The sequence below is a fragment of the Paraburkholderia sp. GAS334 genome, assembly GCF_050436625.1.
In the GTDB taxonomy this organism is placed as follows: domain Bacteria; phylum Pseudomonadota; class Gammaproteobacteria; order Burkholderiales; family Burkholderiaceae; genus Paraburkholderia.
Genome location: NZ_JBNDMO010000017.1, coordinates 37,127 through 60,446, shown reverse-complemented (window position 1 = coordinate 60,446; position 23,320 = coordinate 37,127). Strand labels below are relative to the sequence as shown.

Genomic DNA, 23,320 nt, shown 5'->3' with positions numbered 1-23,320 from the left:
CGACGCCGCAACCAGGAGCGGGAGAAAACAATGATGCGCGATCCGGCGACATTTCAGCTCAGTCCCGAAGCGGCTCCCAACCGCGTCACGCAGCCGCGGTTCTGGGAGACGTTGCCGGCGCGCTGGAACAGCGATGCCGACGACACGCTGGTGTGCTGCCAGGTCCGGCAGGAAACGCATGACGTCAAGAGCTTCTTCTTTCGTGCGCCGTCTGAACGGGTGTTCGTATTCGAGCCGGGGCAGTTCATTACTCTGGAGCTGGAGATCGACGGCGAGCCGGTGAATCGCTGCTATACGATCTCGTCGCCGCCTACGCGCCCGCACACTATTTCGATCACGGCGAAGCGCGTGCCGGGCGGCAAGGTGTCGAACTGGCTGCACGACAATCTACACCCCGGCATGCAGGTGCGTGTGCTGGGACCGTCCGGTGAATTCACCTGCGCGCGGCATCCGGCGCGCAAGTATCTGTATCTTTCGGCGGGCTCGGGTATCACACCATTGATGTCGATGAGCCGCGCGCATCACGAGCTCGGCGAAGACAGCGATATCGTGTTCGTGCACAGCGCCCGCACGCCGGACGACATCATTTTCGCGCGAGAACTGGATCTGATCGCATCGAATCAGGCCAGGTTCCGCACGGCTTTCGTTTGCGAACGGGTAGGCGCGCGCACGAACTGGCCAGGTGTCACCGGTTTTCTGACATTGCCGCTGCTCAAGCTGATCGCGCCGGATTTTCTGGAGCGGGAAATCTTCACCTGCGGGCCAGCGCCGTATATGCAGGCGGTGCGCAATCTGCTGGAAGAGGGCGGCTTCGACCGCGGTCACTATCACGAGGAAAGCTTCTCGTTCGAAACGGTCGGCGAAATAGTCAACGGAGCGGTCACGCAATTGACGACCGCGCACGTGGCCGATGCGTTGCAGACGGCGGAGACTCTGGTCGACGCGCGGGAGCAGTCAGTTGGGTTCGCGCCCGATCCGGCACCGGTCAACACGTCCGTCGAGACGGAGATCACGTTCAAGGTCAGCTTCGCTAAAAGCAGTCGCGAGATCGAATGCGGCAGCGGACAGCACGTGCTCGATGCGGCAAAGAAAGCCGGTGTGCGTTTGCCGGCGTCGTGCACGCAAGGCATGTGCGGCACCTGCAAGGTCAAGCTCGTGTCGGGCGAGGTCGCGATGAAGCACGCGGGCGGCATTCGTCAGCGGGAAATCGATCAGGGCATGGTGCTGCTTTGCTGCAGCAAGCCGTTGAGCGATCTGGTCGTCGATAAGTAGGACGAAAACACGGTGCACTAGCCGTTCGTCGGCGATGCAGGTCGCTTGCGGACAACTGGATGTCGGAAATCGGCGCTACCCGACAATTCTGGCTGGTGATTCTAAATGCTCAATGGGTTGTCTGAACGGTGAACGGGAGCACGACGATGAGACTGATCAAAAAGATACTGGTGTTGAGCGCGATGAGCACGGCGCTGGCGGCGAGCAGCGTGGGCGTGTCGGCGGATACGAAGCCGACCATCAAGATCGGCTACGTGGAAGGCTGGGACGATAGCGTGGCCACCTCGAACGTGGCCGCGCGCGTGATCGAGAAGCGCCTCGGCTATCAAGTGCAACTCGTGCCGGTCGCGGCCGGTGTGATGTGGCAGGGCGTGGCGCGCGGCGACCTCGACGCGACGCTGTCCGCCTGGCTGCCGGTCACGCACGGCGCATACTGGAACAACTTCAAGGATAAGGTGGTCGACCTGGGCCCGAACTTCAACGACGCGAAAATCGGCCTGATCGTGCCGGAAAACGTCGACGTGAATGCACTCGGCGATCTGGAAGCGAAGAAGGCGGAGTTCGGCTCACGTATTGTCGGCATCGATGCCGGCGCGGGCGTGATGCAGAAAACCAGCGAAGCGATCAAGGCCTATAACCTCAATTATCAGTTGATGCCCAGTTCGGGCAGCGCGATGACCGCTGAACTGGCGCGCTCGGAAGCCGCTAACAAGCCGATCATCGTGACGGGTTGGAAGCCGCACTGGATGTTCGCGAAGTACAAGCTGAAATTCCTCGACGACCCGAAGAAAGTGTTCGGCGAAGCGGAACATGTGGATAGCGTTGTGAATCCAGAACTCGAGAAGAAGGCGCCGCCGGTCGTCGCGTTTCTCAAGAAGTTCCAATGGAAACCGGGCGAGATCGACAGCGTGATGCTGTCGACGCAGAACGGCGAGAAGCCGACCGCCGCCGCGGATGCGTGGATCAGCGCGCACGGCGATCGGGTGGATAGCTGGGTGAAGTGACGCGCTCGTTGCACTGACCGGGTTGCCTGCATCGCGGCAACTTCACTGGAGAAAGAGAAAACGCCGCTTGTTTAGCGGCGTTTTCGCTTATTGCAGCACGACGGTGCGATCGCCGTTGATGAACACGCGCCGCTCGATAAACGCCTTCACCGCACGTGCTAACGTGATGCATTCGACGTCGCGGCCGGTGGCGAGCAGCCGCTCCGGGCTGTACGAATGATCGACGCGTTCGACCACCTGTTCGATGATGGGACCTTCGTCGAGATCGTCGGTGACGAAATGCGCGGTCGCGCCGATCAGTTTGACGCCGCGCGTATGCGCCTGGTGATACGGTTTTGCGCCCTTGAAGCCGGGCAGAAACGAATGATGGATGTTGATCGCACGCGCAGCGAGTGCGCGGCTCGTTTCGCCCGAGAGAATCTGCATATAACGCGCAAGGATCATCAGTTCCGCGCCGGACGTCTCGAACAGATCGAGCAGGCGCGCCTCCTGTTGCGGCTTCGTCCCGGCGCTGATCGGAAGATGATGGAAGGGCAAGCCGTGCTGCCGCGCGAGCGGTTCGAGATCGCGATGATTCGAGCCGATGCCGACAATATTCATCTTCAGTTCGCCCATGCGCCAGCGGAACAGCAGATCGGCGAGACAGTGTTCGAGTTTCGACACCATGATCAGCACCTTCGGCCGCGTGCCGACGTCGTGCATCGCCCATGTCATCTGGAAGCGCTCGGCGATCGGTGTGAACTCGCGTTGCAGTGCCTGCATCTGCAGCGCTTCGTTGCGATCCACACCATGAAACACGCAGCGCACGAAGAAGCGCTCGCTGAGGTCGTCGTCGAAAACAGTGAGCTCGTCAATATAGCAATGATGTCGATCGAGAAAGCCGACGACGGCGGCGACCTGGCCTGCTGCGCTCGGACACGCGACAGTCAGCACCAGTTGATCGGGACGGGGATCGGAAGACATGCACTCTCCACTCAGACTATAGGCGATGCCGCGGGGCGCGGCATGCATCGTCGAAGTAGAGCAAATCAGCCGTGCACGCGGATAGAAGCGAACCGCCGTCGCACTGGAACGGGAACGTCAGCGTGAAGTAACGCAGATATTCGTCGCTATGAGGTCGCGGCGCGACATATTCATGTCGCTTCAGGTCGAATCCTCATCAATCTGGACCCGTATTCTTGATCCGGCCGATGCAGGTATGCCGGACGGTGACATGTGCCGGCGTGAGTTTCAATCGAGAGCCACGAATCATTGCAGTCCGTCGTCAACAGTTGCACCCGGTCTCAGCCGTTTTCGAACTGCCCGTCATGCGAGAAGCGCCGCGCGCCGTTACACGTCACGCAGTGGGAATCGCTTTTTCCAACGAAATCTGCAGGCAAAGAGCAGGGGAGAATTAGATGAAGAAGAGCCATACCGTCTGCCTTTCGGGACTCGCCCTCGCGGCCGGTGCCATTTGCGCGCCAGCGGCGGTCCATGCACAAAGCAGTGTCATTCTGTATGGGATTGTGGATGCCGGCATCACTTACGTGAACAATGCCGGTGGCGCGCATCAGGTCAAATTCGACGACGGCATTTCATACGCCAACCGGATCGGCTTCAAAGGCGTTGAAGAACTCGGTGGCGGTATGCAAGCCGTGTTCGTGCTTGAATCGGGTTTCCACCTGGGTAACGGGCAACTCGGATTCGGCGGTGCTGAATTTGGACGTCAGGCATATGTGGGCATCAAGAACGCATGGGGCACGCTCTCGCTAGGAAACCAGCTCGACATGACCGAGGAGTTCGTCTACCTGTACAACATTTCCTCATGGGCGAGCGGCTATGCGATTCACCAGGGCGACTTCGACCGCATGAACGGCGATCGTCTGCCGAACTCGGTCAAGTTTTTGTCGAATGACTTTGCTGGCTTTACCTTCGGCGGCATGTACTCGTTCGGTAATACCGCCGGCAACTTCCATCAGAAAAGCGCGTGGAGCGTCGGCGCGCATTACGATCACGGCCCGTTCAACATGGGCGCGGCCTATACCCAGTTGAACGACCCGTACGGCATCTATGCGTTCGATCCGTACGCGATGATCGGCACGCGCACCTTCCTCGGCCAGCCGACTGTTTCCGTCGATCCGGCAACGGGCGCGGTGACGGATCTGTACAGCTCATCCGCGTTCCCGGTTGACAGGCAGGGCGCATTTGCGGTCGGCGCGGCCTATACGATCGGCGACCTGATGCTCTCCGGCGACTTCACCTACACGACCATCAAGGGTTTCGGCCAAAGCTCGCACATGCAGGTGTATGAGGCGGGCGCGTCGTACAACTTCACGCCGGCGCTGGTGCTGTTTGGCGGCTATCAGCACACGCGCTTTGAGGCCAACCACTGGAACCAGGGTTCGCTTGCGCTGCATTACCTGTTGTCCAAACGCACCGACGTCTATCTCTCGGGCGATTATTTGCGCGCTTCCGATGGCGTGAATGCGGTGATCGGCTACAGTTTCACGCCTTCGTCGTCAAGCACGCAGGCCGATGTGCGGATCGGCATGCGGCACTCGTTCTAACGAAATGGCGCGGGCCGTCGAGGCTCGCGATAACATCGTCGATGTCAGGTGATGGGGCAATCGGGTTCGCGTATGCGATCTGCGATGCGACGATTGTCCCTCTGATGCGCCTGCAGATAACGTCACGCCTGACGCAAGCACGAAAGCGTTTTACGCCTGGTACATCAAGCTGCAATCGAACGACACCTGACTTCCCCGACCTTCATTAGCTTCTCGCCTCGACATAAGGACAGGCGAGAGAATACGGCACCATTGCGGTATTCAAGATGAATTAGATAACAATGGTTATCAGTTAAGATCATGCGGTTTGAGGCGCGCAGCGGTTGCGCGCCGGTTACTGCAAGGAAGCTCATGGTTGTTGCATCGCTCACCCTCACATGCCTCGCGCTCGCGACGCTCTTCGTCGCCGCTTTGCCCATCCTGCTGTATCGCCGTTTCCGCACGCCGCTGGCGCTTGACCGCCGCGACGCGATCGCCGGCATTGCCGTCTTCGCGTTCTTCGCGATGGTGATCGAAAGGGCGCTGAACGCATTGGTGCTTCAGCAAAACGAGGCCACGGCCACGCTGTTATCGAATCCGGTCGTGTTTGTGATTTACGGCGCGTTCGCGGCCGGCATCTGCGAGGAAACCGGACGCTTCATCGCGATGCGGTTGCTGCTGAAGCGCGCGTTGAAGAAAGCATCACCATCGGCTGGCACCGACGGCACCGCGCTGTCCTACGGACTCGGTCACGGCGGCGCCGAAGCGTGGCTCGTCGGCGTACTGGTGCAGGTGCAGTGGATCGTGTTCGCGGTCTTTGAAAACCGTGGTGAACTCGGCGCGCATCTGTCGAATGTGCCGGCCGAATCGCTCATGCGTATTCATCTGGTTCTCGCGAGCCTGTCACCGGCGACGGCGGGCATTTTCGCGCTCGAACGCGTGGCGGCGCTGGTGTTCCAGATCGCGTTGTCGGTGCTGATGTGGCGCGGCGTGCGGGCAGGGTGGCGCTGGATTCTGCCGCTCGCCATCGTCGCGCATGCGGCGGTTGATCTGCCGGCGGCCCTGTTTCAGGCGCGTCTCTTGCCGCTTGTCGCGGTCGATGGCATCTATGTACTCGTGGCGGTCGGCGTTGCGGGTATGCTGATCAAGGTGTTCCGCCGCCCGGCGCGCCCTGCTCATTCACCCCAATAATCACCTGAAGCCCTCGGCCAGTAACGATGGAAGCCTATCAATACGACTGCGCAAGCCCCGACTTCGAGCAACTGGCGCGTGTGATCAGCGACCTGTTCCCGGAGCAGACCCAGTTCATCGAGCGTCCCGCGGACAACGGCACGCCGGTGCTGACCGTGCTCTGGGTCGCGATGCGCTTCGGTTCGACCGCGCGACGCATCACGATGAGCGTCGTGATCACACCGGCCGCGCTCGCGCGCTATCGGGCGACGCCGGCGCGTCTGCGTGACCGCAGCTTCGCGGTGTTGCGCGCGTATGTGGAAGCGACGCTCGGGTCGCTCGAGGAGATGTACGCGAACGGCGAGGCCGTGCCGCGTGAAGTCACGGTCGACCTGGGCGATGAATTCGCGTGAGCTTGATGAAGTGTCGTTGACCGCGGATCGTGCCGCTCAATCCGCGAGACGATAAACCTTCGCGAAGCGCGCGGCCTGAACGACCCCGTAATCGCCCGGCGCGTATTGCATGATCCAGTCGCCTGCGGTGCCGCGCAGCACATCGCCGCCCGCTGCGGTACGCGCCATCGAAAATGGCGCGTCCATCTGTGTCGCCAGCACGACGGCCGGACGATTGCGATACAGGCCCGCGTCGCCGTGCGCCAGCGACGCCGCTGCCGGTAGATATTTCGCATCGAAACGTTCACGCGACACCACCCAGCGATCGCCGGTCGAACCGGTGATCAGCGCATCGCCGCGCGTGTAGCGGTTCGGGCCTTCGAGGCTCATCAGTTCGCCGTCGCCAGGCGCGAATTCGACGCTGACAGTTTCGTCCTTGACGTAGCGTTGCGCTGCCGGATCAATGCGCAGGTCGATATTCTTCAGTTCGATCATGACTTCGGTTGCCGTGAGGCAGGTAAGGGTGCGGGGCAGCGGGCTGCAAGGTCGCAAGGGTAGCGCGAAAGCCTGCGCTCTGCATCTATGCGTGATATCGCGCGCGCCAGGAACAGAAACAGAAACGCCCGCCGGTGAGGAAGGCGGGCGTTTCTGCTGCTTATATAGCCTGCGCTACGCGCGCCGACTGAATCGCCACAGGTCAGCAATAAAACCTTACGGCTTGACGGTCTCGTCATCCGGTGCGGCGTTTTTCTTCCCCTTGCCACCGTGATGCCCTGCGGCGTGCGACGGATGACGGAAGGTCGTATCGGCGAGCTTTTTCTGATCCGGCGACAGGCTGTTGTAGAGCGGTTCGAACGCATCGACCAGCTTCTTCGTGCCGTCCGCGTGGGCGGTTGCGATGGCCGAATACTGCTTCATGTCATCGAGCGCGGACTGGTTCGGATGCGCCATGCGTTGCTCGTACAGACCCGACATCGTCTGGCCGTTCGTACGCATTACATCAGCGAAGGCTTTCCATTGCGGTTCCTGCTGCGGCGTGATTTTCAGCTGCGTATGCAGGTACGTAATGCGCTGTTCGACGCGCTGTTCATAACGCGCCGCGCCCGAAGCGGGAGCGGGCGCAGCGGCCGGTGCCGATGCCGTGCTGGCGGGTGCCGCGGTTTGCGCAAATGCGCCGCTCATCGCCAGCGTGGAGGCGAGAATAACGAGAGTTTTTTTCATCGAGACTCCTGATGTCTGTTCGTATCGGGCTCAGGCGCACCGTGCCTCGACGGGCCTCCCGTGTGCGCTTCACCGTGGGCGCTATTAGTATCACGATATCTGCGCATACCGACCGGTTTGCCACAACTACTTACAACCGAAACGAACAGGAAATAGCGCGTGGATAAATTCGTCAGCATGGAGATCTTCGTGGCCGTCGTCGAGGCAGGCAGCCTGACGGCCGCCGCCGAGCGCTTCGACATTTCGTCGGCGATGGTCGGCAAGCACATCCGCTCGCTCGAAACGCGGCTCGCGACGCGCCTGCTGACCCGCACGACGCGCCGTCAGAGCCTCACCGAAATCGGCCGTCAATACTATGAGCAGTGCCGGCGGATTCTCGCGGAAGTGCAGTCGGCGGAGTCGCTGGCCGAGGCGATGACGGCAGCGCCGCGCGGCGTGCTGAAGGTGACCGTGCCGCTGACGTACGGCGTCGAGGTGTTCTCACCCGCGATGACTGACTATCTCAGCGCGTGGCCTGACGTCAGTCTCGAACTCGATGTGTCGAACCGGATTGTCGATCTCGTCGACGAGGGCTTCGATGCGGCCGTGCGCATCGGCGAACTGCCGGATTCGAGCTTCGTCGCGCGGCCGCTCAAGCCTTACCGGATGCGCGCGTGTGCGTCGCCCGAATACCTCGCGCGGATGGGCACGCCGCGCTCGCCTGCCGATCTCGAACGGCACGAATGCCTCGGTTTTCTGCACTGGGGACGCGAAGGGCAGTGGCGACTCGACGGCGAAGCCGACTGCGCGAACCCGTTGCGGGCGGGACGTTTTCGCGCGAACAACGGTCAGGCGCTGAAGGTGGCCGCGTTGCGCGGCTTCGGGCTCGTGCTGCAACCGGAAGCGTTGCTGGCAAGAGAGATCGAAAGCGGGCAACTGGTGGCGGTGCTGGATGAGTACCTGCCGGAAGGCGCGCCCGTGCATCTGATCTATTCACGCGACCGGCGTGCGACACCCAAGCTGACGACGTTCATCGATTTCGTCATCGAGCGGTTTGGTGCGTGACATCGCACGTGACATTGTGCGGCGGCAGGCGATAATCCGTGCGTGCCTCCGTGCGTAAATGAAGCAGCCCATTCCTTCAACGTGAAAATTCACTATCGATGAGACCACCGCGCCTCGACCAGCTCGACGACCTCGACCGGAACCTGGTTGCCCTTCTGCAGGAAAACGCCCGCGAGAGCGTGGCGAATCTCGCGCGCCAGCTGGGCGTCGCGCGCACCACGGTGATCGCGCGCATCGCGCGGCTCGAAAAGACGAACGTGATCGCGGGATATAGCGTGCGGCTCGGCCAGGACGTACTCGACGCAAGCATCTACGCTTATGTCGGCATCATCATCGCGCCGAAGTACGGGCCGGATGTGCAGAAACGGCTCAGCAAAATGCCCGAGGTGCAATTGCTGTGCGCGGTGAGCGGCGAGTTCGATTATGTCGCGTGGCTGCGGGCCGATTCGCCGGATCGTCTGAACGATATGCTCGATCAGATCGGCGGGCTGGAAGGCGTCGAGCGCACCACGACGTCGATCATTCTCGCGCGGAAGATTGATCGGGGGATGCCGCACGGCTAGGCCCACGCGGTCTTCAATCTGGAGTCGTATTTACGCGGTTTTAACGCGTTTTCGTCACATTGGCTTCGATGTTCGTCATTTCGACGAAACTCGCCGTCATAACGCAGCATTTTGTGTCTGTCATTCGAACGCACCTCTCCATAAACTGTATCCCATGGGCTCGGCTCATCGCGCGCTGCGTCAGGCGCAGCGCGCCTTCGAAGCCGTCGACCACAAGCACAGTTCACACAGAAAAAGGAGAAGCGCATGAAAGTTGCCATCGTCGGTGCCGGTCTGATCGGCCACACCATTGCCCATATGCTTCGTGAAACCGGCGACTACGAAGTCGTCGCATTCGACCGCGATCAACATGCGCTCGACAAGCTCGCCGCACAGGGCATTCCGACCCACCGTGTCGACTCCGGCGACGCCGCCGCGTTACGCGCCGCGGTGCAGGGTTTCGATGCGCTCATCAACGCGCTGCCGTACTACCTCGCGGTGAACGTCGCGGCGGCGGCGAAGGGCGCGGGCGTCCACTATTTCGACCTGACCGAAGACGTGCGCGCAACCCACGCGATCCGCGCGATCGCCGATGACGCCGAGCACGCCTTCATGCCGCAATGCGGTCTCGCGCCGGGCTTTATCGGCATCGCCGCGCACGAACTGGCGAACCGTTTCACCGAAATCCGCGACGTCAAGATGCGCGTCGGCGCACTGCCCGAATTCCCGACCAATGCGCTGAAATACAACCTGACGTGGAGCGTCGACGGCCTGATCAACGAGTATTGCCAGCCCTGCGAAGCGATCCGCGACAGCCGCACGCAATGGGTGCAGCCGCTCGAAGGCCTCGAACATTTCTCGCTCGACGGCACCGAATACGAAGCCTTCAACACGTCCGGCGGCCTTGGCACGCTGTGCGAAACGCTGTCGGGCCGCGTCGAGACGCTCGACTACAAGTCGGTCCGGTATCCGGGCCACCGCGACCTGATGCAGTTCCTGCTCGAAGACCTGCGTCTGGCCTCGGATCGCGACACACTGAAGTCGATCATGCGCCGCTCGATCCCCGCGACCGCACAGGACGTCGTGCTGATCTTCATCACCGTGTCCGGCATGCGCGATGGTCAGCTGGTACAGGAAGTGTTCACGCGCAAGATCTTCGCGAAGACGGTCTGCGGTGTGCCGATGAGCGCGATCCAGATCACGACTGCCGGCGCGATGTGCGCGGTACTCGATCTGTTCCGCGAGAAGAAGCTGCCGCAAAAGGGTTTTGTGCGTCAGGAGCAGGTCTCGCTGCGCGAGTTCCTCGCTAACCGCTTCGGGCAACTCTACGAAGGGCAGGCGCTGCACGAAGCGACGGCGACCGTTTAAGCCATCCGTCGCATGCGCCGTGCTGGCCGCGGCTGAAGCAAGGCAGTTCAGGCCGGCACGGGCGGCATGATCACATCGGGTTCGTCAGGTGCGCGCGGCGCACCGACGATCCACGCGAGCAACGCGTCATAACCGGCGGCTTGCGGCGCCGTGTTATCGAACATCAGCAGTTCTTCGCACAGGTCGCCACTCGGGACAAACCGGCGCTGCCGGTATTCGTCCCAGTGCGCGAGCTTGTACGCATCGTTCGGATTGTTCCGCGCGACGATGCGCTGGTGCGCCGTCTCTTCCGACGTATAGACCCACACGACGCGAATCTCGACATCGTCTGTCACGCCGAGCCACGCACGGTCGAACAGACGCCGGTCGCGGATCTCGCGCGACAACGGCCCGATTACGAGCGCGCTGATACCCAGCTCGAGATTTTCGCGCGCGGTGTCGATGAGCCCCTGATACTCGGGGTCGCGCAGATGCTGGAGAAAAAGCGGGCTGTCGCGGTCGTTCGGATCGCCAGTGAGCGCGCCCATCGCGGCTGCGCTGTAACGGCCGTAGAGCGTGTCCTTGTCGAGCAGACAGAAGGCCGTGCCGGTCGCGCGCGTCAGCGGCCTGATCAGGCGTTTCGCGAGTGTCGTCTTGCCCGTGCCCGCGTGGCCGCAGAAAAAAACCAGATGCGTCACAAACGCGTGTCCTTTGCACCGGGCGGCAACGCGTCCTTATCGGCCGCGACGCCGCTATCGCGTGCGAACGTATCGTTCGCCTCGAGCCACATCACGTTGATGATGCCAAAGCCGAGTGCAACGCCGATGCCGAGAATCCAGGTGAAATACCACATCGCAGTCTCCCTGTCGGTAAGGCCCGCCGGACGCGCGACGCGTTCAGCGGGCATGGCGCGATCATGACCAGGAAGACCGGGCCGCGCAAGAGGGTACAACGCGGGGTACAACGCGGCATGCCCGCGTGCGCGGCGTTGCCTGCAAGGCATAACCCGCAGGTATCATTGACACCGATCAAACGGCGCCGCCGGACAACGAAGTTGCAATGACCTGACCGCGAAACGAGACAAGGGGACACCGACATGCCGATGCGTCTGCCGGTTGCATGGAAAATCGCCGCGAGCGCGGCGCTGCTGGCGTGGCTGACATCGATCGCAGGCTGTGCCCCGACGCCCGCCGGGCCCGTGCCGTACAAGGACGTGACCGCCGAGCGCATCGTCAAGCAAGGCTACACCCAGCCGGAAGCCGGCAAGATCGCGGTCGATGTCCGCCGCGAGCGTTCCGGCGATGTCGTGATCCGCTTTCGTGATGCGCTCGTCTATGTGGACGGAGAACAGGTCACCGATCTGATGAACGGCGAACGCGTGGTGTTCTATCTCGTCCCGGGCATGCACCGGGTCGCAGTCTCGACGCAGTTCGATCCCATCGTCGAAATCGAGTTCATGGTCACCGAAAAGTACACGAATCACGCCAGCATCACGTTCAATCAGGACCACCGGATCCAGTTGCGGCGCGTGCCTAGATGAAACACCCGTGAACATACCGGCCGCGCTCGCAATTCGACATATCATGCCCACGAAATCGGTAACATGATGGCCGCTCCATTCTCCGTACCCGGACAGGCCTCGCGCATCCACACCAGCGGCCCGTCTGCCGCTGTTATGAAGGTAATCAAACGATGCTGATCAACTGCGCTGCATACCAGGATGGCCGGAAACTGGCCGACATCGAGATCGACGACATCAGCATCTATGTGGCGAAGCCCGAGTGCTTCGTCTGGGTCGCGCTGAAAGATCCCGGCCCCGGCGAACTCGATGTGATGAAGCACGAGTTCGGCCTGCATGAACTGGCTGTCGAAGACGTCCGCAATGGCCACCAGCGTCCGAAAATCGAGGAATACGGCGAGTCGCTCTTCGCCGTGATGCATACCATCGAAATGGACGAAGACGGCGAACTGGTGATCGGTGAAGTGGACGTGTTCGTCGGCCCGAACTATGTGCTGTCGGTGCGTAACCGGACCCGGCACGGGTTCCAGGAAGTACGCGCACGCTGCGAGCGCGAGCCGAAGCTGCTGAAGGAAGGTTCGGCCTTCGTGCTGTACGCGCTCGCAGACAATATCGTCGACCGCTACTTTCCGATTCTCGAAGCGCTTGGCGCCGAAATCGAGGAGATCGAGGATCGCATCTTCGGCAAGCACAGCCTCGCCACGTCGCGCGCGATCATCGAGGATCTCTATGCGTTAAAGCGCCGGCTCGTCCTGCTGGAGCATCACATCGCGCCGCTCCTCGAGGGCATCGGCCAGCTGACGGGCGGCCGCATTCCGACGATCTGTCAGGGCATGCAGGCGTATTTCCGCGATGTCTACGATCACCTCGACCGCATCGTGCGCACGATCGAAGGCCGGCGCGACATCATCGTGACGGCTGTTCAGGTCAATCTCGGGATGATCTCGCTTGCCGAGAACGAGGTGACCAAGCGCCTCGCTTCCTTCGCCGCGCTCTTTGCCGTGCCTACGATGATCGCCGGTATCTACGGGATGAATTTCCAGCAGATTCCCGAGCTGCACTGGCAATACGGTTATCCGGCATGTATCGCCATGATGGCGTTGATCGATACGATTCTGTACTGGCGATTCAAGAAGGCAGGCTGGCTGTAGGCGTGGGCGGTGGCCAGTCCATTACATTGCGAGGGCGGCGGTGAAGGCGCCTTAACGCCGGGTTAGCGCCGGGTCAACGCCAGCCGCACCCCAAGCCCGATAAAGCCGGCGCCGACCACGCGATCGATCCAGCGTCGTACGAGCGGCTTCGAGCGCACCGCGCGCGCGGCGCGCGCCGCAAGCCACGCGACGACGCAGTCGTTAATGAGCCCAAGCGTCACGAACACCGCGCCCAGCACGAGAAAAGCGGCTGTCTTGTGCGGGCTGTCGGTGGCGACGAACTGCGGAAAGAACGCGATATAGAAGAGCAGCACCTTCGGGTTGGACGCGTTCGTCACGAAGCCGCGAAAGAGCAGGGTGCCGCGCGATAACTGCGGCGCAGCACCGGTATCCGCGCTGCCAGCCGGGCTGGCGCCCGGCCACAGCATCCGCAGACCGAGCCACGTCAGGTACGCCGCGCCGATCCACTTGATCGCGTCGAACGCGCCGGGCGATGCCGCAATCAGCGCGGTCAGGCCCACCGCGCATGCGACCGTATGCGCGCAGCCACCCAGCGATACGCCCAGCGCCGAGAGCATGCCGGCGCGCCGGCCCTGCGCGATGCTCTGGCCCGCCACGTAGGCGATATCGGGCCCGGGCGTCAGATTGAGCGCGGTCACGGCGACGAGAAACAGCGGAAACTGGACGATCCCGAACATGGCGTGCCCCGTCCTTGTCGGCGAAGAGGTTGCGTCGATCATAGCGAAATCGCACCCGCCCTGCAGAGGCCACCGCGGACGGGCAGAATCACCGCGTTCTTCCCGCTTGCAGCGCGCGCAATAAAAGGCCAGCATAAGCGGCCCGTCTGTGTTCAACCGTGCATCGGACGGGATAACCTCAACGCCGGACCGAGTGAGAGACCTTGCCAGAACCCAGTCTTGCGGCACACCACACGGCTTGCCGCCTGAGTTGCACCTCGCTCGCGCGCGGCATCGTTGCGTGTGCGCTGCAACACGGGCAGCCGTTGACATATCCGACAGGCTGCGTTGAGAATAGGCCCCGCAAACGTTTGCGCGCAATCAAAAATACGGCTCTTACGGAGCCCCAACAACTGGAGATACGCATGAACCACCGCATTCGCCGCCGCGTCATGGCGGCCACTGTCGTGCTCACCGCTGCCGCCGTTCTGCCCGTTTCGAGCGCTTACGCACAGGCTGCCCACAAGCCCAAGGTCGCGCTCGTCATGAAGTCCCTCGCCAACGAGTTCTTCCTCACCATGGAAACCGGCGCGAAGGATTATCAGAAACACAATCCGAACAACTTCGACCTGATCACCAACGGCATCAAGGACGAGACCGATACCGCGAACCAGATCCGCATCGTCGAACAGATGATCGTGTCGAAGGTCGATGTGATCGTGCTCGCGCCGGCCGATTCGAAGGCCCTCGTGCCGGTCGTGAAGAAGGCCGTTGATGCCGGCATCATCGTCGTCAACATCGACAACCGGCTCGATCCGGACGTGCTGAAGTCGAAAGATCTCAACGTGCCGTTCGTCGGCCCGGATAACCGCAAGGGCGCGCAAAAGGTGGGCGACTACCTTGCGAAGAAGCTGAAATCGGGCGATGAGGTTGCCATCCTCGAAGGCGTGTCGACGACCACCAACGCACAGCAGCGTACCGCGGGCTTCAAGGACGCGATGCAGACCGTCGGTGCGAAGGTCGTGTCCGTGCAGTCGGGCGAGTGGGAAATCGACAAGGGCAACGCGGTGGCGTCGGCCATGCTCAGCGAGCATCCAGGCGTGAAGGCGCTACTCGCGGGCAACGACAACATGGCGATCGGCGCCGTGTCGGCCGTGCGCGCAGCGGGCAAGCAGGGCAAGGTCTACGTGGTGGGTTACGACAACATCAACGCGATCAGGCCGATGCTGAAGGACGGCCGCGTGCTCGCCACCGCCGACCAGTACGCAGCCAAGCAGGCCGTGTTCGGTATCGATACCGGGCTGAAGGCGATCAACGAGCACAAGAAGCAGTCGGAGCTGTCCGGCGTGGTTGAAACGCCGGTCGACCTCATCACGAAGTAACGGCCGACCCGTTACGCGCAGGCCCGTGGACCGGCGCCGCTTTCGCGCACGCCGGTCCATTGGGTTGCAACAGGCGCTCAAGAAAGGCGCGCCGCCGCCGTTATTGCACAGATAACGTCATGGCGGCAGGCTGCCGGACCGCGCGCATCCAGCCATGCCGCGCGTCGCCCGCACCCGGCCGGCATGACACAGGCAGCGCCCACCGGCCTTTTCGCGCGACGAACATCGCATGAAAGCCGGCGTGGACACTGCAAGAACAGGATTGCGATGGATTTGACCGCACAGGATGTACAGCCGGCCATATTGTCCGTCACAGGCATCGGCAAGACGTATGTCGAACCGGTGCTCGCCGACGTCGACCTCGAACTGCACGCAGGCGAGGTGCTGGCGCTCACGGGCGAAAACGGCGCGGGCAAGAGCACGCTGTCGAAGATCATCGGCGGTCTGGTCGATCCGACGACCGGTTCGATGCACCTCGACGGCAACGCGTATGCGCCCGCCAGCCGGACCGCCGCGGAAGCGCTCGGCGTGCGGATGGTGATGCAGGAGCTGAACCTGCTGCCGACGTTATCGGTGGCGGAGAATCTCTTCCTGAATCATCTGCCGCAAAGCGGGCTGCTGCGCTTCGGCTGGATCGACCGCCGCAAGCTGCGCGAGGACGCGCGCGAAGCGATGGCGCAGGTCGGGCTCGATGCGATCGACCCGGACACGCTCGTCGGCGAACTCGGCATCGGGCATCAGCAGATGGTCGAGATCGCGCGCAACCTGATCGGCGACTGTCGCGTGCTGATCCTCGACGAGCCGACCGCGATGCTGACTTCGCGCGAAGTGGACCTGCTGTTCGAGCAGATCGCCCGGCTGAAATCGCGCGGCGTGGCGCTGGTCTACATCTCGCACCGACTCGAAGAACTGGCGCGGGTGGCTGAACAGGTCGCGATTTTGCGCGACGGCAAGCTGGTGCACGTGGACCGGATGGCGAACCTGACGAGCGACCGGATCGTCACGCTGATGGTGGGCCGCGAGATCGGCGAACGGATCGATCTCGGCGTGCGCAACATCGGCGCGCCGCTCCTGAAAGTGGACGGCATGGGACGCGCAGATGTCGTGCGCGACGTATCGTTCGAGGTGCGCGCCGGCGAGATTTTCGGCGTGAGCGGGTTGATCGGCGCGGGTCGCACCGAACTGATGCGGCTGATTTACGGCGCCGACGTGAAGGATCGCGGCACGGTATCACTGGCGCCATCGCCGGGTGCTGCGCCCGTGCCGGTGCAGATCGCTTCGCCCTCCGACGCGGTCCGTCAGGGCGTTGCGCTCATCACCGAGGATCGCAAGGGCGAAGGCCTGCTGCTGCCGCAGCCCATCGCGGCGAATGTGTCGCTGGGCAATGTTGGCAGCGTCGCGCGTCACGGCGTGATCGACGCGAAACGCGAAGACGCACTGGCGCAGAAGCAGATTCAGGCGATGCGGATTCGCAGCGCCGGGCCGGCGCAACCGGTCGGCGAGCTGTCGGGCGGTAACCAGCAGAAGGTCGTGATCGGCCGCTGGCTCGCGCGCGACTGCAAGGTGCTGCTCTTCGACGAACCGACGCGCGGCATCGATGTCGGCGCGAAGTTCGATATTTATGGATTGATGGGCACGCTCGCGCGCGAGGGCCGGGCGCTCGTCGTCGTGTCGAGTGATCTGCGCGAGCTGATGCTGATCTGCGACCGGATCGGCGTGATGTCGGCGGGACGCATGACGGGCATTTTCAGCCGGGACGACTGGTCGCAGGACGCGCTGCTTGCAGCGGCGTTCGCCGGTTACCGGAGCCGCGAGGCGCTGCTCCACGCGCCCGCCACGCATGAAGCAGGGAGTGTGTCATGACGAATTTGACGAACCCGCCGGACGCCGTGCCGCCGACCGACCCGTCGGCGCCGATTCCGGCGGGAAAACCGGCCGGCACGCGCCTCGGCTTTTCGAATTACCTCGGTCTCGCCGGCGCACTGCTTGCGATGATCGCGCTGTTCTCGGTACTGAGTTCGCATTTCCTGACGTACGACACGTTCGTCACGATCGCCAACCAGATTCCCGACCTCGTCGTGATGTCGGTCGGCATGACGTTCGTGCTGATCATCGCAGGCATCGACCTGTCAGTGGGTTCGGTGCTGGCGCTGGGCGCGTCGGTGGTCAGCGTGGCTGCGCTGAAGTGGCACTGGGGACCGTTTCCCGCCGCGCTCATCGGCCTCGCGGCCGCTGCGCTGACGGGCACGGTGACGGGCGCGGTCACGGTCGGCTGGCGGATTCCGTCGTTTATCGTGTCGCTGGGCGTGCTGGAAGCAGCACGGGGTCTCGCTTACCAGATGACGAATTCGCGCACCGCCTACATCGGCGACGCGTTCGATTTTCTGTCGAACCCGATTGCCGTCGGCATTTCGCCGGCCTTTCTGATCGCGGTTGCGGTGATGATCGTCGCGCAGTTCGTGTTGACGCGTACCGTGTTCGGCCGCTATCTGGTCGGCATCGGCACGAATGAAGAAGCCGTGCGGCTCGCGGGCGTCAATCCGCGGCCGTACAAGATCATCGTGTTCGCGCTGATGGGCGCACTGTCGGGGCTGGCCGCGCTGTTCCAGATTTCGCGTCTCGAAGCCGCGGATCCGAACGCGGGCGTCGGGCTGGAGCTGCAGGTGATCGCCGCCGTCGTGATCGGCGGCACGAGCCTGATGGGCGGGCGCGGTTCCGTGATCAGCACCTTCTTCGGCGTGTTGATCATCTCGGTGCTGGCAGCGGGTCTCGCACAGATTGGCGCGAATGAGCCGACCAAGCGCATCATCACCGGGGCGGTGATCGTGGTCGCGGTCGTGCTCGATACGTATCGCAGCCGGCGCAAGCGGAAGGCATAGGGGCAGCGCGGTACATGTAGCGGCAGTCAGTTGGGGGTAGCGAGCAGTTGCAGGAAGATGAAACTGGGCCAGTCATTGATTGAAAAAGCCGGCGGTGGACGCAAAAAACGCGTCGCATGACAGACCGGCTAGCAACAAGAACTAGCGGGAGAAACGGGTTATGGCGACGATCAAGGATGTGGCGGCCGTGGCCGGCGTGTCGTTCACGACGGTGTCGCATGTCGTGAACAATTCACGACCGGTGTCGGCCGATGTGCGCGCGAAGGTCGAACGCGCGATCAGCCAGCTCCACTATGTACCGTCAGCGGTTGCACGCTCGCTGAAGGCACGCGCGACCGCAACGATCGGTCTTGTGGTACCGAACAGCACGAATCCCTATTTCGCGGAGCTTGCGCGCGGTATCGAGGACGGTTGCGCGCGCAACGGCTACTGTGTGTTCTTCTGCAACTCCGACGACGACCCGGCCAAGCAGCGCAACTATCTGCGCGTGCTGCAGGAAAAGCGCATCGACGGGCTGATCATCGCCTCGGCCGGCGACGATGCAGTGCTGGCACAGAGTCTTGCTGACGCGCGCGAACCGCTCGTCGTTGTCGACCGGAATATCGAAGGTCTGAACGCCGATCTCGTCCAGATCGACCATGAAAAGGGCGCCTATCTGGCGACGCGGCATCTGCTCGAACTGGGCCATGCGCGGATCGGCTGCATTACCGGCCCCGTGGAGACAGCGGTAAGCGCGATGCGTGTGCACGGCTTTATTCGTGCGATGACGGAGCGCGGCATCGAGATTCCGGCGGGGGCGATTGTCGAAAGCGATTTTTCCGGCATGGGCGGCCATCGCGCTGCCAGCGAACTGTTCAACACCGTGGTCCCGAGCGCGATTTTCGCGGGCAACGACATGATGGGCATCGGTGCGCTGCGCGCAGCGGCCGAGCGCGGCATCAGCGTACCGCGCGACTGTTCGATCATCGGTTTCGACGATATCGAACTGGGACGCTTCACATATCCGGCGCTGTCGACGGTCGGCCAGTCGGTGCGTGCGCTCGGCGACATGGCCGCGCAGACGCTGCTCGAACGCATCACCGGCGTGACGGATGCGCCGACCCGCCGGCGCGTGGTGGCGCCGCGGCTGATCATTCGCGAGTCGACTTCGGCATTCATGGGCACAGGGCGGCGTCGCGCTGCGGCCTGATTTAACACGGGCAACCTCGGATCTCGCAGGTCCCATCGCGGCACGGCAGTGCTGAAAGTTGAAGGAGACGGATGTGGCAATAGAAGGAACGCGCGGCCGGGTTGCCGTAGTGGGCAGCCTGAACATGGATCTCGTCGCGCGTGCGCCGCGTCTGCCGCGCCCCGGCGAGACGCTCGCCGGACACGCATTCGCGCAGGTTGCAGGCGGCAAGGGCGGCAATCAGGCCGTCGCCGCGGCCCGGCTTGGCGCGCAGGTCGCGATGGTTGGCTGCGTCGGCGCCGATGCCAACGGGGCGCAGCTGCGCGCGAGTCTCAAAGCGGAGGGCATCGACTGCGAGGCGGTCGAAACGAGCGAGACGGCCTCGACCGGCGTCGCGCTGATCATCGTCGATGACGGCAGCCAGAACGCGATCGTCATCGTGGCCGGCAGCAATGGCGAAGTCACGCCTGCGAGCGTCGCGCGCCACGAAGCGGCGCTGGCGGCGGCCGATGTCGTCGTCTGCCAGCTGGAAACGCCACCCGGGACCGTCAAGGCCGCACTTTCAGCGGCTCGCCGTCTGGGCAAGACCGTCATCCTGAATCCGGCGCCGGCCACCGGTCCCTTGCCGGCCGACTGGCTGCCGCTCGTCGATTATCTGATTCCGAACGAACTCGAAGCGGCGACCCTGACGGGCCTGCCGGTCAACACGCCCGAGGATGCCGCGAATGCCGCCGCAGCGCTTCGCCGGGCCGGCGCGCGCAACGTGCTGGTCACGCTGGGTGCGCAGGGCGTGCATGTTTCGCTGGAAAGCGGGCAATCCGCGCATTACGCGGCGCCGAAGGTGAAAGCGGTGGATACGACAGCGGCGGGCGATACGTTCATCGGCGGCCTCGCGGCGCAACTCGCCGGGGGCGTGTCCGTGGATGATGCGATCCGCTTCGCGCAGCGCGCGGCGGCGCTGTCCGTCACGCGGGAGGGCGCGCAGCCATCCATCCCGTACCGCGCGGAAGTGACCCGCTAACCCTCCTCTCCGGATGTGGGGTTGATGTGGGGTTATTGTAATTTTTACAGCAATGCATCGCAGTATTAATCAGACAATATAAAAGCTTCAAGTCCTGTTTAGGGGTGCCGTAAACCCGTTAGAGCTTCGGTTCTATTACCGGAGCAAACGTGTGCGCGGCGTGCTTTTCGTGCTGCGCATGCCAATTCTCATTCGACGGAATACGGGAAGAAGCATGTTGAACAAGGGCATCACGATCAAGACGCGCATCGGATTGACGATGGCGTTTCTCGCTGTACTGTTGATCGTTATCGGCGTACTCGGCCTGTTTGGGATGGGCCGCTCGAACGAAGCTTATCGCGACACTTTCACCAACCAGATGCCAAGCGCCGAAAGTATCGGCACGGCCGAACTGTTCGTCGCACGCGAGCGCCTTGCGCTCGACCGCGCTGCATTCCAGATCGGCACCCCGGACGCCGCACAGACACTGGAACGCGCGCGCCTCATGCGCTCGAAGTCGGAAGCGGCCTGGAAGAAATACATGGACCTGCCGCGCGGGGCCGAAGAGGACCGCCTGGCGCAGGATGTGGTCGCGAAACGCGCGGCGGAATATCAGGTCGCGGACGCATTCGCCGCTGCGGTCACGGCCAATGAGCAGGCGAAGCTCCTCGATCTGGCCAAGCAGTTGCAGGCGGCCCATAACGAACTGTCGTCTGCGGACGAAACGCTGAGCAAATCCCAGTTTACCCAGGCGCAGGACGGTTTCGACGGCGCGCAAGCCAGTTTCGCGACGTTCCGCATCGTGACGATCGTTGCGATCGCCGCAGGCATACTCGCCGCGCTCTTCTCTAGCATCACGCTGCGTGCCGCGATTTCCCGCCCGCTCAGCGACGCCATCGCGCACTTCGATGCCATCGCTGCCGGCGACCTGCGTCGCCCGGTTGTGGTGCGAACGCGTGACGAAATGGGCCTGTTGCTGGAAGGCGTCGGCCGGATGCAGCGCAGTCTGGTCGAGACGGTGCGCTCGGTGCGCTCTGGTAGCGAATCGATCGCCACGGCGACGCGCCAGATCGCGGCTGGCAACACTGACCTGTCGTCGCGTACGGAAGAGCAGGCTTCGGCGCTGCAGGAAACCGCGTCGAGCATGGAAGAGCTCACCGGCACCGTGAAGCAGAACGCCGACAACGCCCGCCAGGCGAGCGCGCTGGCGGCGAATGCGTCGGAGATCGCGAACAAGGGCAGTGCGGTGGTCGGCCAGGTCGTCGGCACCATGGGCGACATCAACCAGAGCTCGGCGAGGATCGCCGACATCATCTCGATCATCGAAGGCATCGCGTTCCAGACCAACATCCTCGCGCTGAACGCGGCCGTCGAAGCGGCCCGCGCCGGTGAGGAAGGCCGCGGCTTCGCGGTCGTGGCAGGCGAAGTGCGCAGCCTCGCGCAGCGTTCGTCGGCGGCAGCCAAGGAAATCAAGGAACTGATCGACACGTCGGTGGAGCGCGTACAGTCGGGCTCCGCGCTCGTTGACGAAGCGGGCCGCACGATGACCGAGATCATCGGTGCAGTGCAGCGTGTGACCGACATCATGGGCGAAATTGCCGCGGCTTCGGAAGAGCAGAGCAGCGGGATCGACCAGGTCGCGCGCGCCGTCACGCAGATGGATGAAGTGACCCAGCAGAACGCGGCGCTCGTTGAGGAAGCGGCAGCGGCAGCACAATCGCTCGAAGATCAGGCCGGTAAGCTGCGCACGGCTGTCGCCGTATTCCATCTGGACGAAAGCGCGGCCGTCGCGAGCCCGGCTGCAGCTGCACGCATGCCTGCACGTCGGGCAATGCCGGCAGTGGTGCGCAAGGCCGCTCCGGCCGCTCGGGCGAAGGCAGCAAGTCTTGCGCCTGCACTGGCTGTAGCCGCGCCTGTCGCGGCCGTGCGCGCGCCGTCCGTGGCGACGGCTGGCGGCGACAAGGACTGGGAAACCTTCTGACGGGCACGGCGGCGCCGTGGCGCCGCTCGGGCAGGATCGAAAGACCGGGTTGCAGACGCAACCACGGTCTTTTTTTTCGTCTTCAGAATAGCGACATGACCCGGGATCGACGCGCTTCCGGTACATTGTCGGGCGCGAAGGTTGCTCGCGCGGCATGATCATCCATCGTCCGTTGCCGGGCGATGCCACTCCGAAGCGGTGAAGAAGCCAGTAAACGCGAAGCGCGTTAAGCGCGATAGTTGAAAGGGATCCGGGATGACGCAATACGACCTCGCCACACGCCTTGTGGAAGCGCGCCAGCAGCATCGACCGGTCGAAGGGCTGCCGCAGGACAGCCTGCCACCCGACGCGGCCAGCGCTTACGCGATCCAGCAGGCCGTCATCGCCGGACTGGGCACCACCACGGGCGGCTGGAAAATCGGCGCCAAAGCCCCGGGGGGCGCCGCCTCGGGTGCGCCGATTCCGGCGCCACTGGTGCTGGCTTCGCCCGCGCGCGTCGCCCACAGCGCGTTCTTTCGCGTCCTGCTGGAACTCGAGGTCGCGTTCCGTTTCGCCGAGCCGATCGAGCCGCGCAACGTCGCCTATGCGCGCGATGAGGTGCTATCCCGCGTCGGCGCAGTGCTGCCGGCCATCGAGATCGTCGACAGTCGCTTCGACGACTGGCCCGACGTTGCGCCGCTCGCGCAACTGGCCGACGCACAGAACAACGGCGCGCTCATTACGGGCCCGTCCGTGCCGTATGCGGGCTTCGCGCGCACATTCGACTTCGTTTCACCTCAACTCGAGCTGACGTTCAACGGCACCTCGCTCGTGCCCGAGTCGACCGGCAATCCGGCCGGCGACCCGCGCGAACTGCTCGTCTGGTTTGTTAACCATTGCGCCGCAATGGGTATCGCGATCGAACCGGAATGGACCATCACCACCGGCACGTATGTGGGCGCGCACCGCATCAGCGAGCCGGGTACCGTGCATGGTCACATTCACGGTCTCGGCGAAGTGGATATCGTCCTGACATAAGTGGCCGGCCTGGAATGCGTCGACATGTA

23 protein-coding genes are annotated in these 23,320 nt (G+C 63.1%); 17 read left to right on the top strand and 6 right to left on the bottom strand.

Annotated features, from left to right (window positions below; all coding sequences use genetic code 11):
• The first annotated feature begins 30 nt into the window (after positions 1-30).
• Together P3T21_RS26130 and P3T21_RS26125 are read left to right on the top strand one after the other, a co-directional pair.
• A complete protein-coding gene (locus P3T21_RS26130) occupies positions 31-1,272 on the top strand; it encodes a 2Fe-2S iron-sulfur cluster-binding protein (RefSeq protein ID WP_429258861.1) in 1,242 nt (413 codons plus the stop codon).
• Positions 1,273-1,418: 146 nt separating this feature from the next.
• Complete coding sequence (locus tag P3T21_RS26125) at positions 1,419-2,276, top strand: glycine betaine ABC transporter substrate-binding protein (protein ID WP_429258860.1); 858 nt, start codon at positions 1,419-1,421, stop codon at positions 2,274-2,276.
• Between the two features lie 87 nt (positions 2,277-2,363).
• Here P3T21_RS26125 and purU read toward each other — a convergent pair whose 3' ends face one another.
• A complete protein-coding gene (gene purU, locus P3T21_RS26120) occupies positions 2,364-3,239 on the bottom strand; it encodes a formyltetrahydrofolate deformylase (RefSeq protein WP_429258859.1) in 876 nt (291 codons plus the stop codon).
• Between the two features lie 434 nt (positions 3,240-3,673).
• On the opposite strand from purU, the gene P3T21_RS26115 reads away from it, so the two are divergent.
• The 3 genes from P3T21_RS26115 (at position 3,674) to P3T21_RS26105 (ending at position 6,384) form a co-directional block, all read left to right on the top strand.
• Positions 3,674-4,822, top strand: coding sequence for a porin (locus tag P3T21_RS26115; protein WP_429258858.1), 1,149 nt, complete (start codon positions 3,674-3,676; stop codon positions 4,820-4,822).
• Positions 4,823-5,173: 351 nt separating this feature from the next.
• Positions 5,174-5,992 carry a YhfC family intramembrane metalloprotease gene (locus P3T21_RS26110; RefSeq protein WP_429258857.1) on the top strand — a complete coding sequence of 273 codons (819 nt, stop codon included), beginning with the start codon at positions 5,174-5,176 and terminating at the stop codon, positions 5,990-5,992.
• Positions 5,993-6,018: 26 nt separating this feature from the next.
• Positions 6,019-6,384 (top strand): DUF3022 domain-containing protein, encoded by a 366-nt coding sequence (locus tag P3T21_RS26105; RefSeq protein WP_429258856.1) that lies wholly within the window; start codon positions 6,019-6,021, stop codon positions 6,382-6,384.
• A 36-nt stretch (positions 6,385-6,420) separates the two neighbouring features.
• On the opposite strand, the gene P3T21_RS26100 is transcribed toward P3T21_RS26105, so the two are convergent.
• Both P3T21_RS26100 and P3T21_RS26095 read right to left on the bottom strand, forming a co-directional pair.
• Positions 6,421-6,858, bottom strand: coding sequence for a PGDYG domain-containing protein (locus tag P3T21_RS26100; RefSeq protein ID WP_429258855.1), 438 nt, complete (start codon positions 6,856-6,858; stop codon positions 6,421-6,423).
• A 216-nt stretch (positions 6,859-7,074) separates the two neighbouring features.
• Entirely contained in the window at positions 7,075-7,584 is a 510-nt protein-coding gene (locus P3T21_RS26095) for a Spy/CpxP family protein refolding chaperone (RefSeq protein WP_429258854.1), read from the bottom strand.
• Between the two features lie 159 nt (positions 7,585-7,743).
• Here P3T21_RS26095 and P3T21_RS26090 point away from each other — a divergent pair, with 159 nt between their 5' ends.
• The 3 genes from P3T21_RS26090 (at position 7,744) to P3T21_RS26080 (ending at position 10,538) form a co-directional block, all read left to right on the top strand.
• A complete protein-coding gene (locus tag P3T21_RS26090; protein ID WP_429258853.1) occupies positions 7,744-8,628 on the top strand; it encodes a LysR family transcriptional regulator in 885 nt (294 codons plus the stop codon).
• 98 nt (positions 8,629-8,726) lie between these two features.
• The gene (locus P3T21_RS26085; RefSeq protein ID WP_429258852.1) at positions 8,727-9,191 is read left to right on the top strand and encodes an Lrp/AsnC family transcriptional regulator; all 465 of its coding nucleotides are present in this window, start codon (positions 8,727-8,729) and stop codon (positions 9,189-9,191) included.
• A gap of 246 nt (positions 9,192-9,437) precedes the next feature.
• Complete coding sequence (locus P3T21_RS26080; protein ID WP_429258851.1) at positions 9,438-10,538, top strand: saccharopine dehydrogenase C-terminal domain-containing protein; 1,101 nt, start codon at positions 9,438-9,440, stop codon at positions 10,536-10,538.
• A gap of 47 nt (positions 10,539-10,585) precedes the next feature.
• Here the strand turns inward: P3T21_RS26080 and P3T21_RS26075 are convergent, their stop codons facing one another.
• Together P3T21_RS26075 and cydX are read right to left on the bottom strand one after the other, a co-directional pair.
• Positions 10,586-11,215, bottom strand: coding sequence for an AAA family ATPase (locus P3T21_RS26075; protein WP_429258850.1), 630 nt, complete (start codon positions 11,213-11,215; stop codon positions 10,586-10,588).
• Positions 11,212-11,370, bottom strand: coding sequence for a cytochrome bd-I oxidase subunit CydX (gene cydX / locus P3T21_RS26070; protein WP_429258941.1), 159 nt, complete (start codon positions 11,368-11,370; stop codon positions 11,212-11,214). The genes P3T21_RS26075 and cydX overlap by 4 nt, the downstream gene beginning before the upstream one ends.
• Positions 11,371-11,613: 243 nt before the next feature.
• On the opposite strand from cydX, the gene P3T21_RS26065 reads away from it, so the two are divergent.
• Positions 11,614-12,057: a hypothetical protein gene (locus P3T21_RS26065; protein WP_429258849.1), complete on the top strand. Its 444-nt coding sequence runs from the start codon at positions 11,614-11,616 to the stop codon at positions 12,055-12,057.
• A 152-nt stretch (positions 12,058-12,209) separates the two neighbouring features.
• Entirely contained in the window at positions 12,210-13,187 is a 978-nt protein-coding gene (corA, locus tag P3T21_RS26060; protein ID WP_429258848.1) for a magnesium/cobalt transporter CorA, read from the top strand.
• 62 nt (positions 13,188-13,249) lie between these two features.
• Here the strand turns inward: corA and P3T21_RS26055 are convergent, their stop codons facing one another.
• Positions 13,250-13,885, bottom strand: coding sequence for a LysE family translocator (locus P3T21_RS26055; protein ID WP_429258847.1), 636 nt, complete (start codon positions 13,883-13,885; stop codon positions 13,250-13,252).
• Positions 13,886-14,289: 404 nt separating this feature from the next.
• On the opposite strand from P3T21_RS26055, the gene P3T21_RS26050 reads away from it, so the two are divergent.
• The 7 genes from P3T21_RS26050 (at position 14,290) to P3T21_RS26020 (ending at position 23,291) form a co-directional block, all read left to right on the top strand.
• Complete coding sequence (locus P3T21_RS26050) at positions 14,290-15,246, top strand: sugar ABC transporter substrate-binding protein (RefSeq protein ID WP_429258846.1); 957 nt, start codon at positions 14,290-14,292, stop codon at positions 15,244-15,246.
• A gap of 267 nt (positions 15,247-15,513) precedes the next feature.
• The gene (locus P3T21_RS26045) at positions 15,514-17,109 is read left to right on the top strand and encodes a sugar ABC transporter ATP-binding protein (RefSeq protein WP_429258845.1); all 1,596 of its coding nucleotides are present in this window, start codon (positions 15,514-15,516) and stop codon (positions 17,107-17,109) included.
• Positions 17,106-18,125 carry an ABC transporter permease gene (locus tag P3T21_RS26040; protein ID WP_429258844.1) on the top strand — a complete coding sequence of 340 codons (1,020 nt, stop codon included), beginning with the start codon at positions 17,106-17,108 and terminating at the stop codon, positions 18,123-18,125. The genes P3T21_RS26045 and P3T21_RS26040 overlap by 4 nt, the downstream gene beginning before the upstream one ends.
• A gap of 160 nt (positions 18,126-18,285) precedes the next feature.
• Positions 18,286-19,314, top strand: a complete 1,029-nt coding sequence (locus P3T21_RS26035) for a LacI family DNA-binding transcriptional regulator (RefSeq protein WP_429258843.1) — start codon at positions 18,286-18,288, stop codon at positions 19,312-19,314.
• A gap of 73 nt (positions 19,315-19,387) precedes the next feature.
• Complete coding sequence (gene rbsK, locus P3T21_RS26030) at positions 19,388-20,314, top strand: ribokinase (RefSeq protein WP_429258842.1); 927 nt, start codon at positions 19,388-19,390, stop codon at positions 20,312-20,314.
• A 214-nt stretch (positions 20,315-20,528) separates the two neighbouring features.
• The gene (locus P3T21_RS26025) at positions 20,529-22,274 is read left to right on the top strand and encodes a methyl-accepting chemotaxis protein (protein WP_429258841.1); all 1,746 of its coding nucleotides are present in this window, start codon (positions 20,529-20,531) and stop codon (positions 22,272-22,274) included.
• Between the two features lie 255 nt (positions 22,275-22,529).
• Positions 22,530-23,291, top strand: coding sequence for a 2-keto-4-pentenoate hydratase (locus P3T21_RS26020; RefSeq protein WP_429258840.1), 762 nt, complete (start codon positions 22,530-22,532; stop codon positions 23,289-23,291).
• Positions 23,292-23,320 lie beyond the last annotated feature (29 nt).

Bases quoted from the DNA above. Each gene is read 5' to 3' on its own strand.
- P3T21_RS26020 (WP_429258840.1), top strand. From the start codon at position 22,530: ATGACGCAATACGACCTCGCCACACGCCTTGTGGAAGCGCGCCAGCAG.
- P3T21_RS26040 (WP_429258844.1), top strand. From the start codon at position 17,106: ATGACGAATTTGACGAACCCGCCGGACGCCGTGCCGCCGACCGACCCG.
- P3T21_RS26110 (WP_429258857.1), top strand. From the start codon at position 5,174: ATGGTTGTTGCATCGCTCACCCTCACATGCCTCGCGCTCGCGACGCTC.
- cydX (WP_429258941.1), bottom strand. From the start codon at position 11,370: ATGTGGTATTTCACCTGGATTCTCGGCATCGGCGTTGCACTCGGCTTT.
- purU (WP_429258859.1), bottom strand. From the start codon at position 3,239: ATGTCTTCCGATCCCCGTCCCGATCAACTGGTGCTGACTGTCGCGTGT.
- P3T21_RS26105 (WP_429258856.1), top strand. From the start codon at position 6,019: ATGGAAGCCTATCAATACGACTGCGCAAGCCCCGACTTCGAGCAACTG.
- corA (WP_429258848.1), top strand. From the start codon at position 12,210: ATGCTGATCAACTGCGCTGCATACCAGGATGGCCGGAAACTGGCCGAC.
- P3T21_RS26080 (WP_429258851.1), top strand. From the start codon at position 9,438: ATGAAAGTTGCCATCGTCGGTGCCGGTCTGATCGGCCACACCATTGCC.
- P3T21_RS26035 (WP_429258843.1), top strand. From the start codon at position 18,286: ATGGCGACGATCAAGGATGTGGCGGCCGTGGCCGGCGTGTCGTTCACG.
- P3T21_RS26050 (WP_429258846.1), top strand. From the start codon at position 14,290: ATGAACCACCGCATTCGCCGCCGCGTCATGGCGGCCACTGTCGTGCTC.
- P3T21_RS26025 (WP_429258841.1), top strand. From the start codon at position 20,529: ATGTTGAACAAGGGCATCACGATCAAGACGCGCATCGGATTGACGATG.
- P3T21_RS26125 (WP_429258860.1), top strand. From the start codon at position 1,419: ATGAGACTGATCAAAAAGATACTGGTGTTGAGCGCGATGAGCACGGCG.
- P3T21_RS26055 (WP_429258847.1), bottom strand. From the start codon at position 13,885: ATGTTCGGGATCGTCCAGTTTCCGCTGTTTCTCGTCGCCGTGACCGCG.
- P3T21_RS26130 (WP_429258861.1), top strand. From the start codon at position 31: ATGATGCGCGATCCGGCGACATTTCAGCTCAGTCCCGAAGCGGCTCCC.
- P3T21_RS26085 (WP_429258852.1), top strand. From the start codon at position 8,727: ATGAGACCACCGCGCCTCGACCAGCTCGACGACCTCGACCGGAACCTG.
- P3T21_RS26045 (WP_429258845.1), top strand. From the start codon at position 15,514: ATGGATTTGACCGCACAGGATGTACAGCCGGCCATATTGTCCGTCACA.
- P3T21_RS26065 (WP_429258849.1), top strand. From the start codon at position 11,614: ATGCCGATGCGTCTGCCGGTTGCATGGAAAATCGCCGCGAGCGCGGCG.
- P3T21_RS26115 (WP_429258858.1), top strand. From the start codon at position 3,674: ATGAAGAAGAGCCATACCGTCTGCCTTTCGGGACTCGCCCTCGCGGCC.
- P3T21_RS26095 (WP_429258854.1), bottom strand. From the start codon at position 7,584: ATGAAAAAAACTCTCGTTATTCTCGCCTCCACGCTGGCGATGAGCGGC.
- P3T21_RS26100 (WP_429258855.1), bottom strand. From the start codon at position 6,858: ATGATCGAACTGAAGAATATCGACCTGCGCATTGATCCGGCAGCGCAA.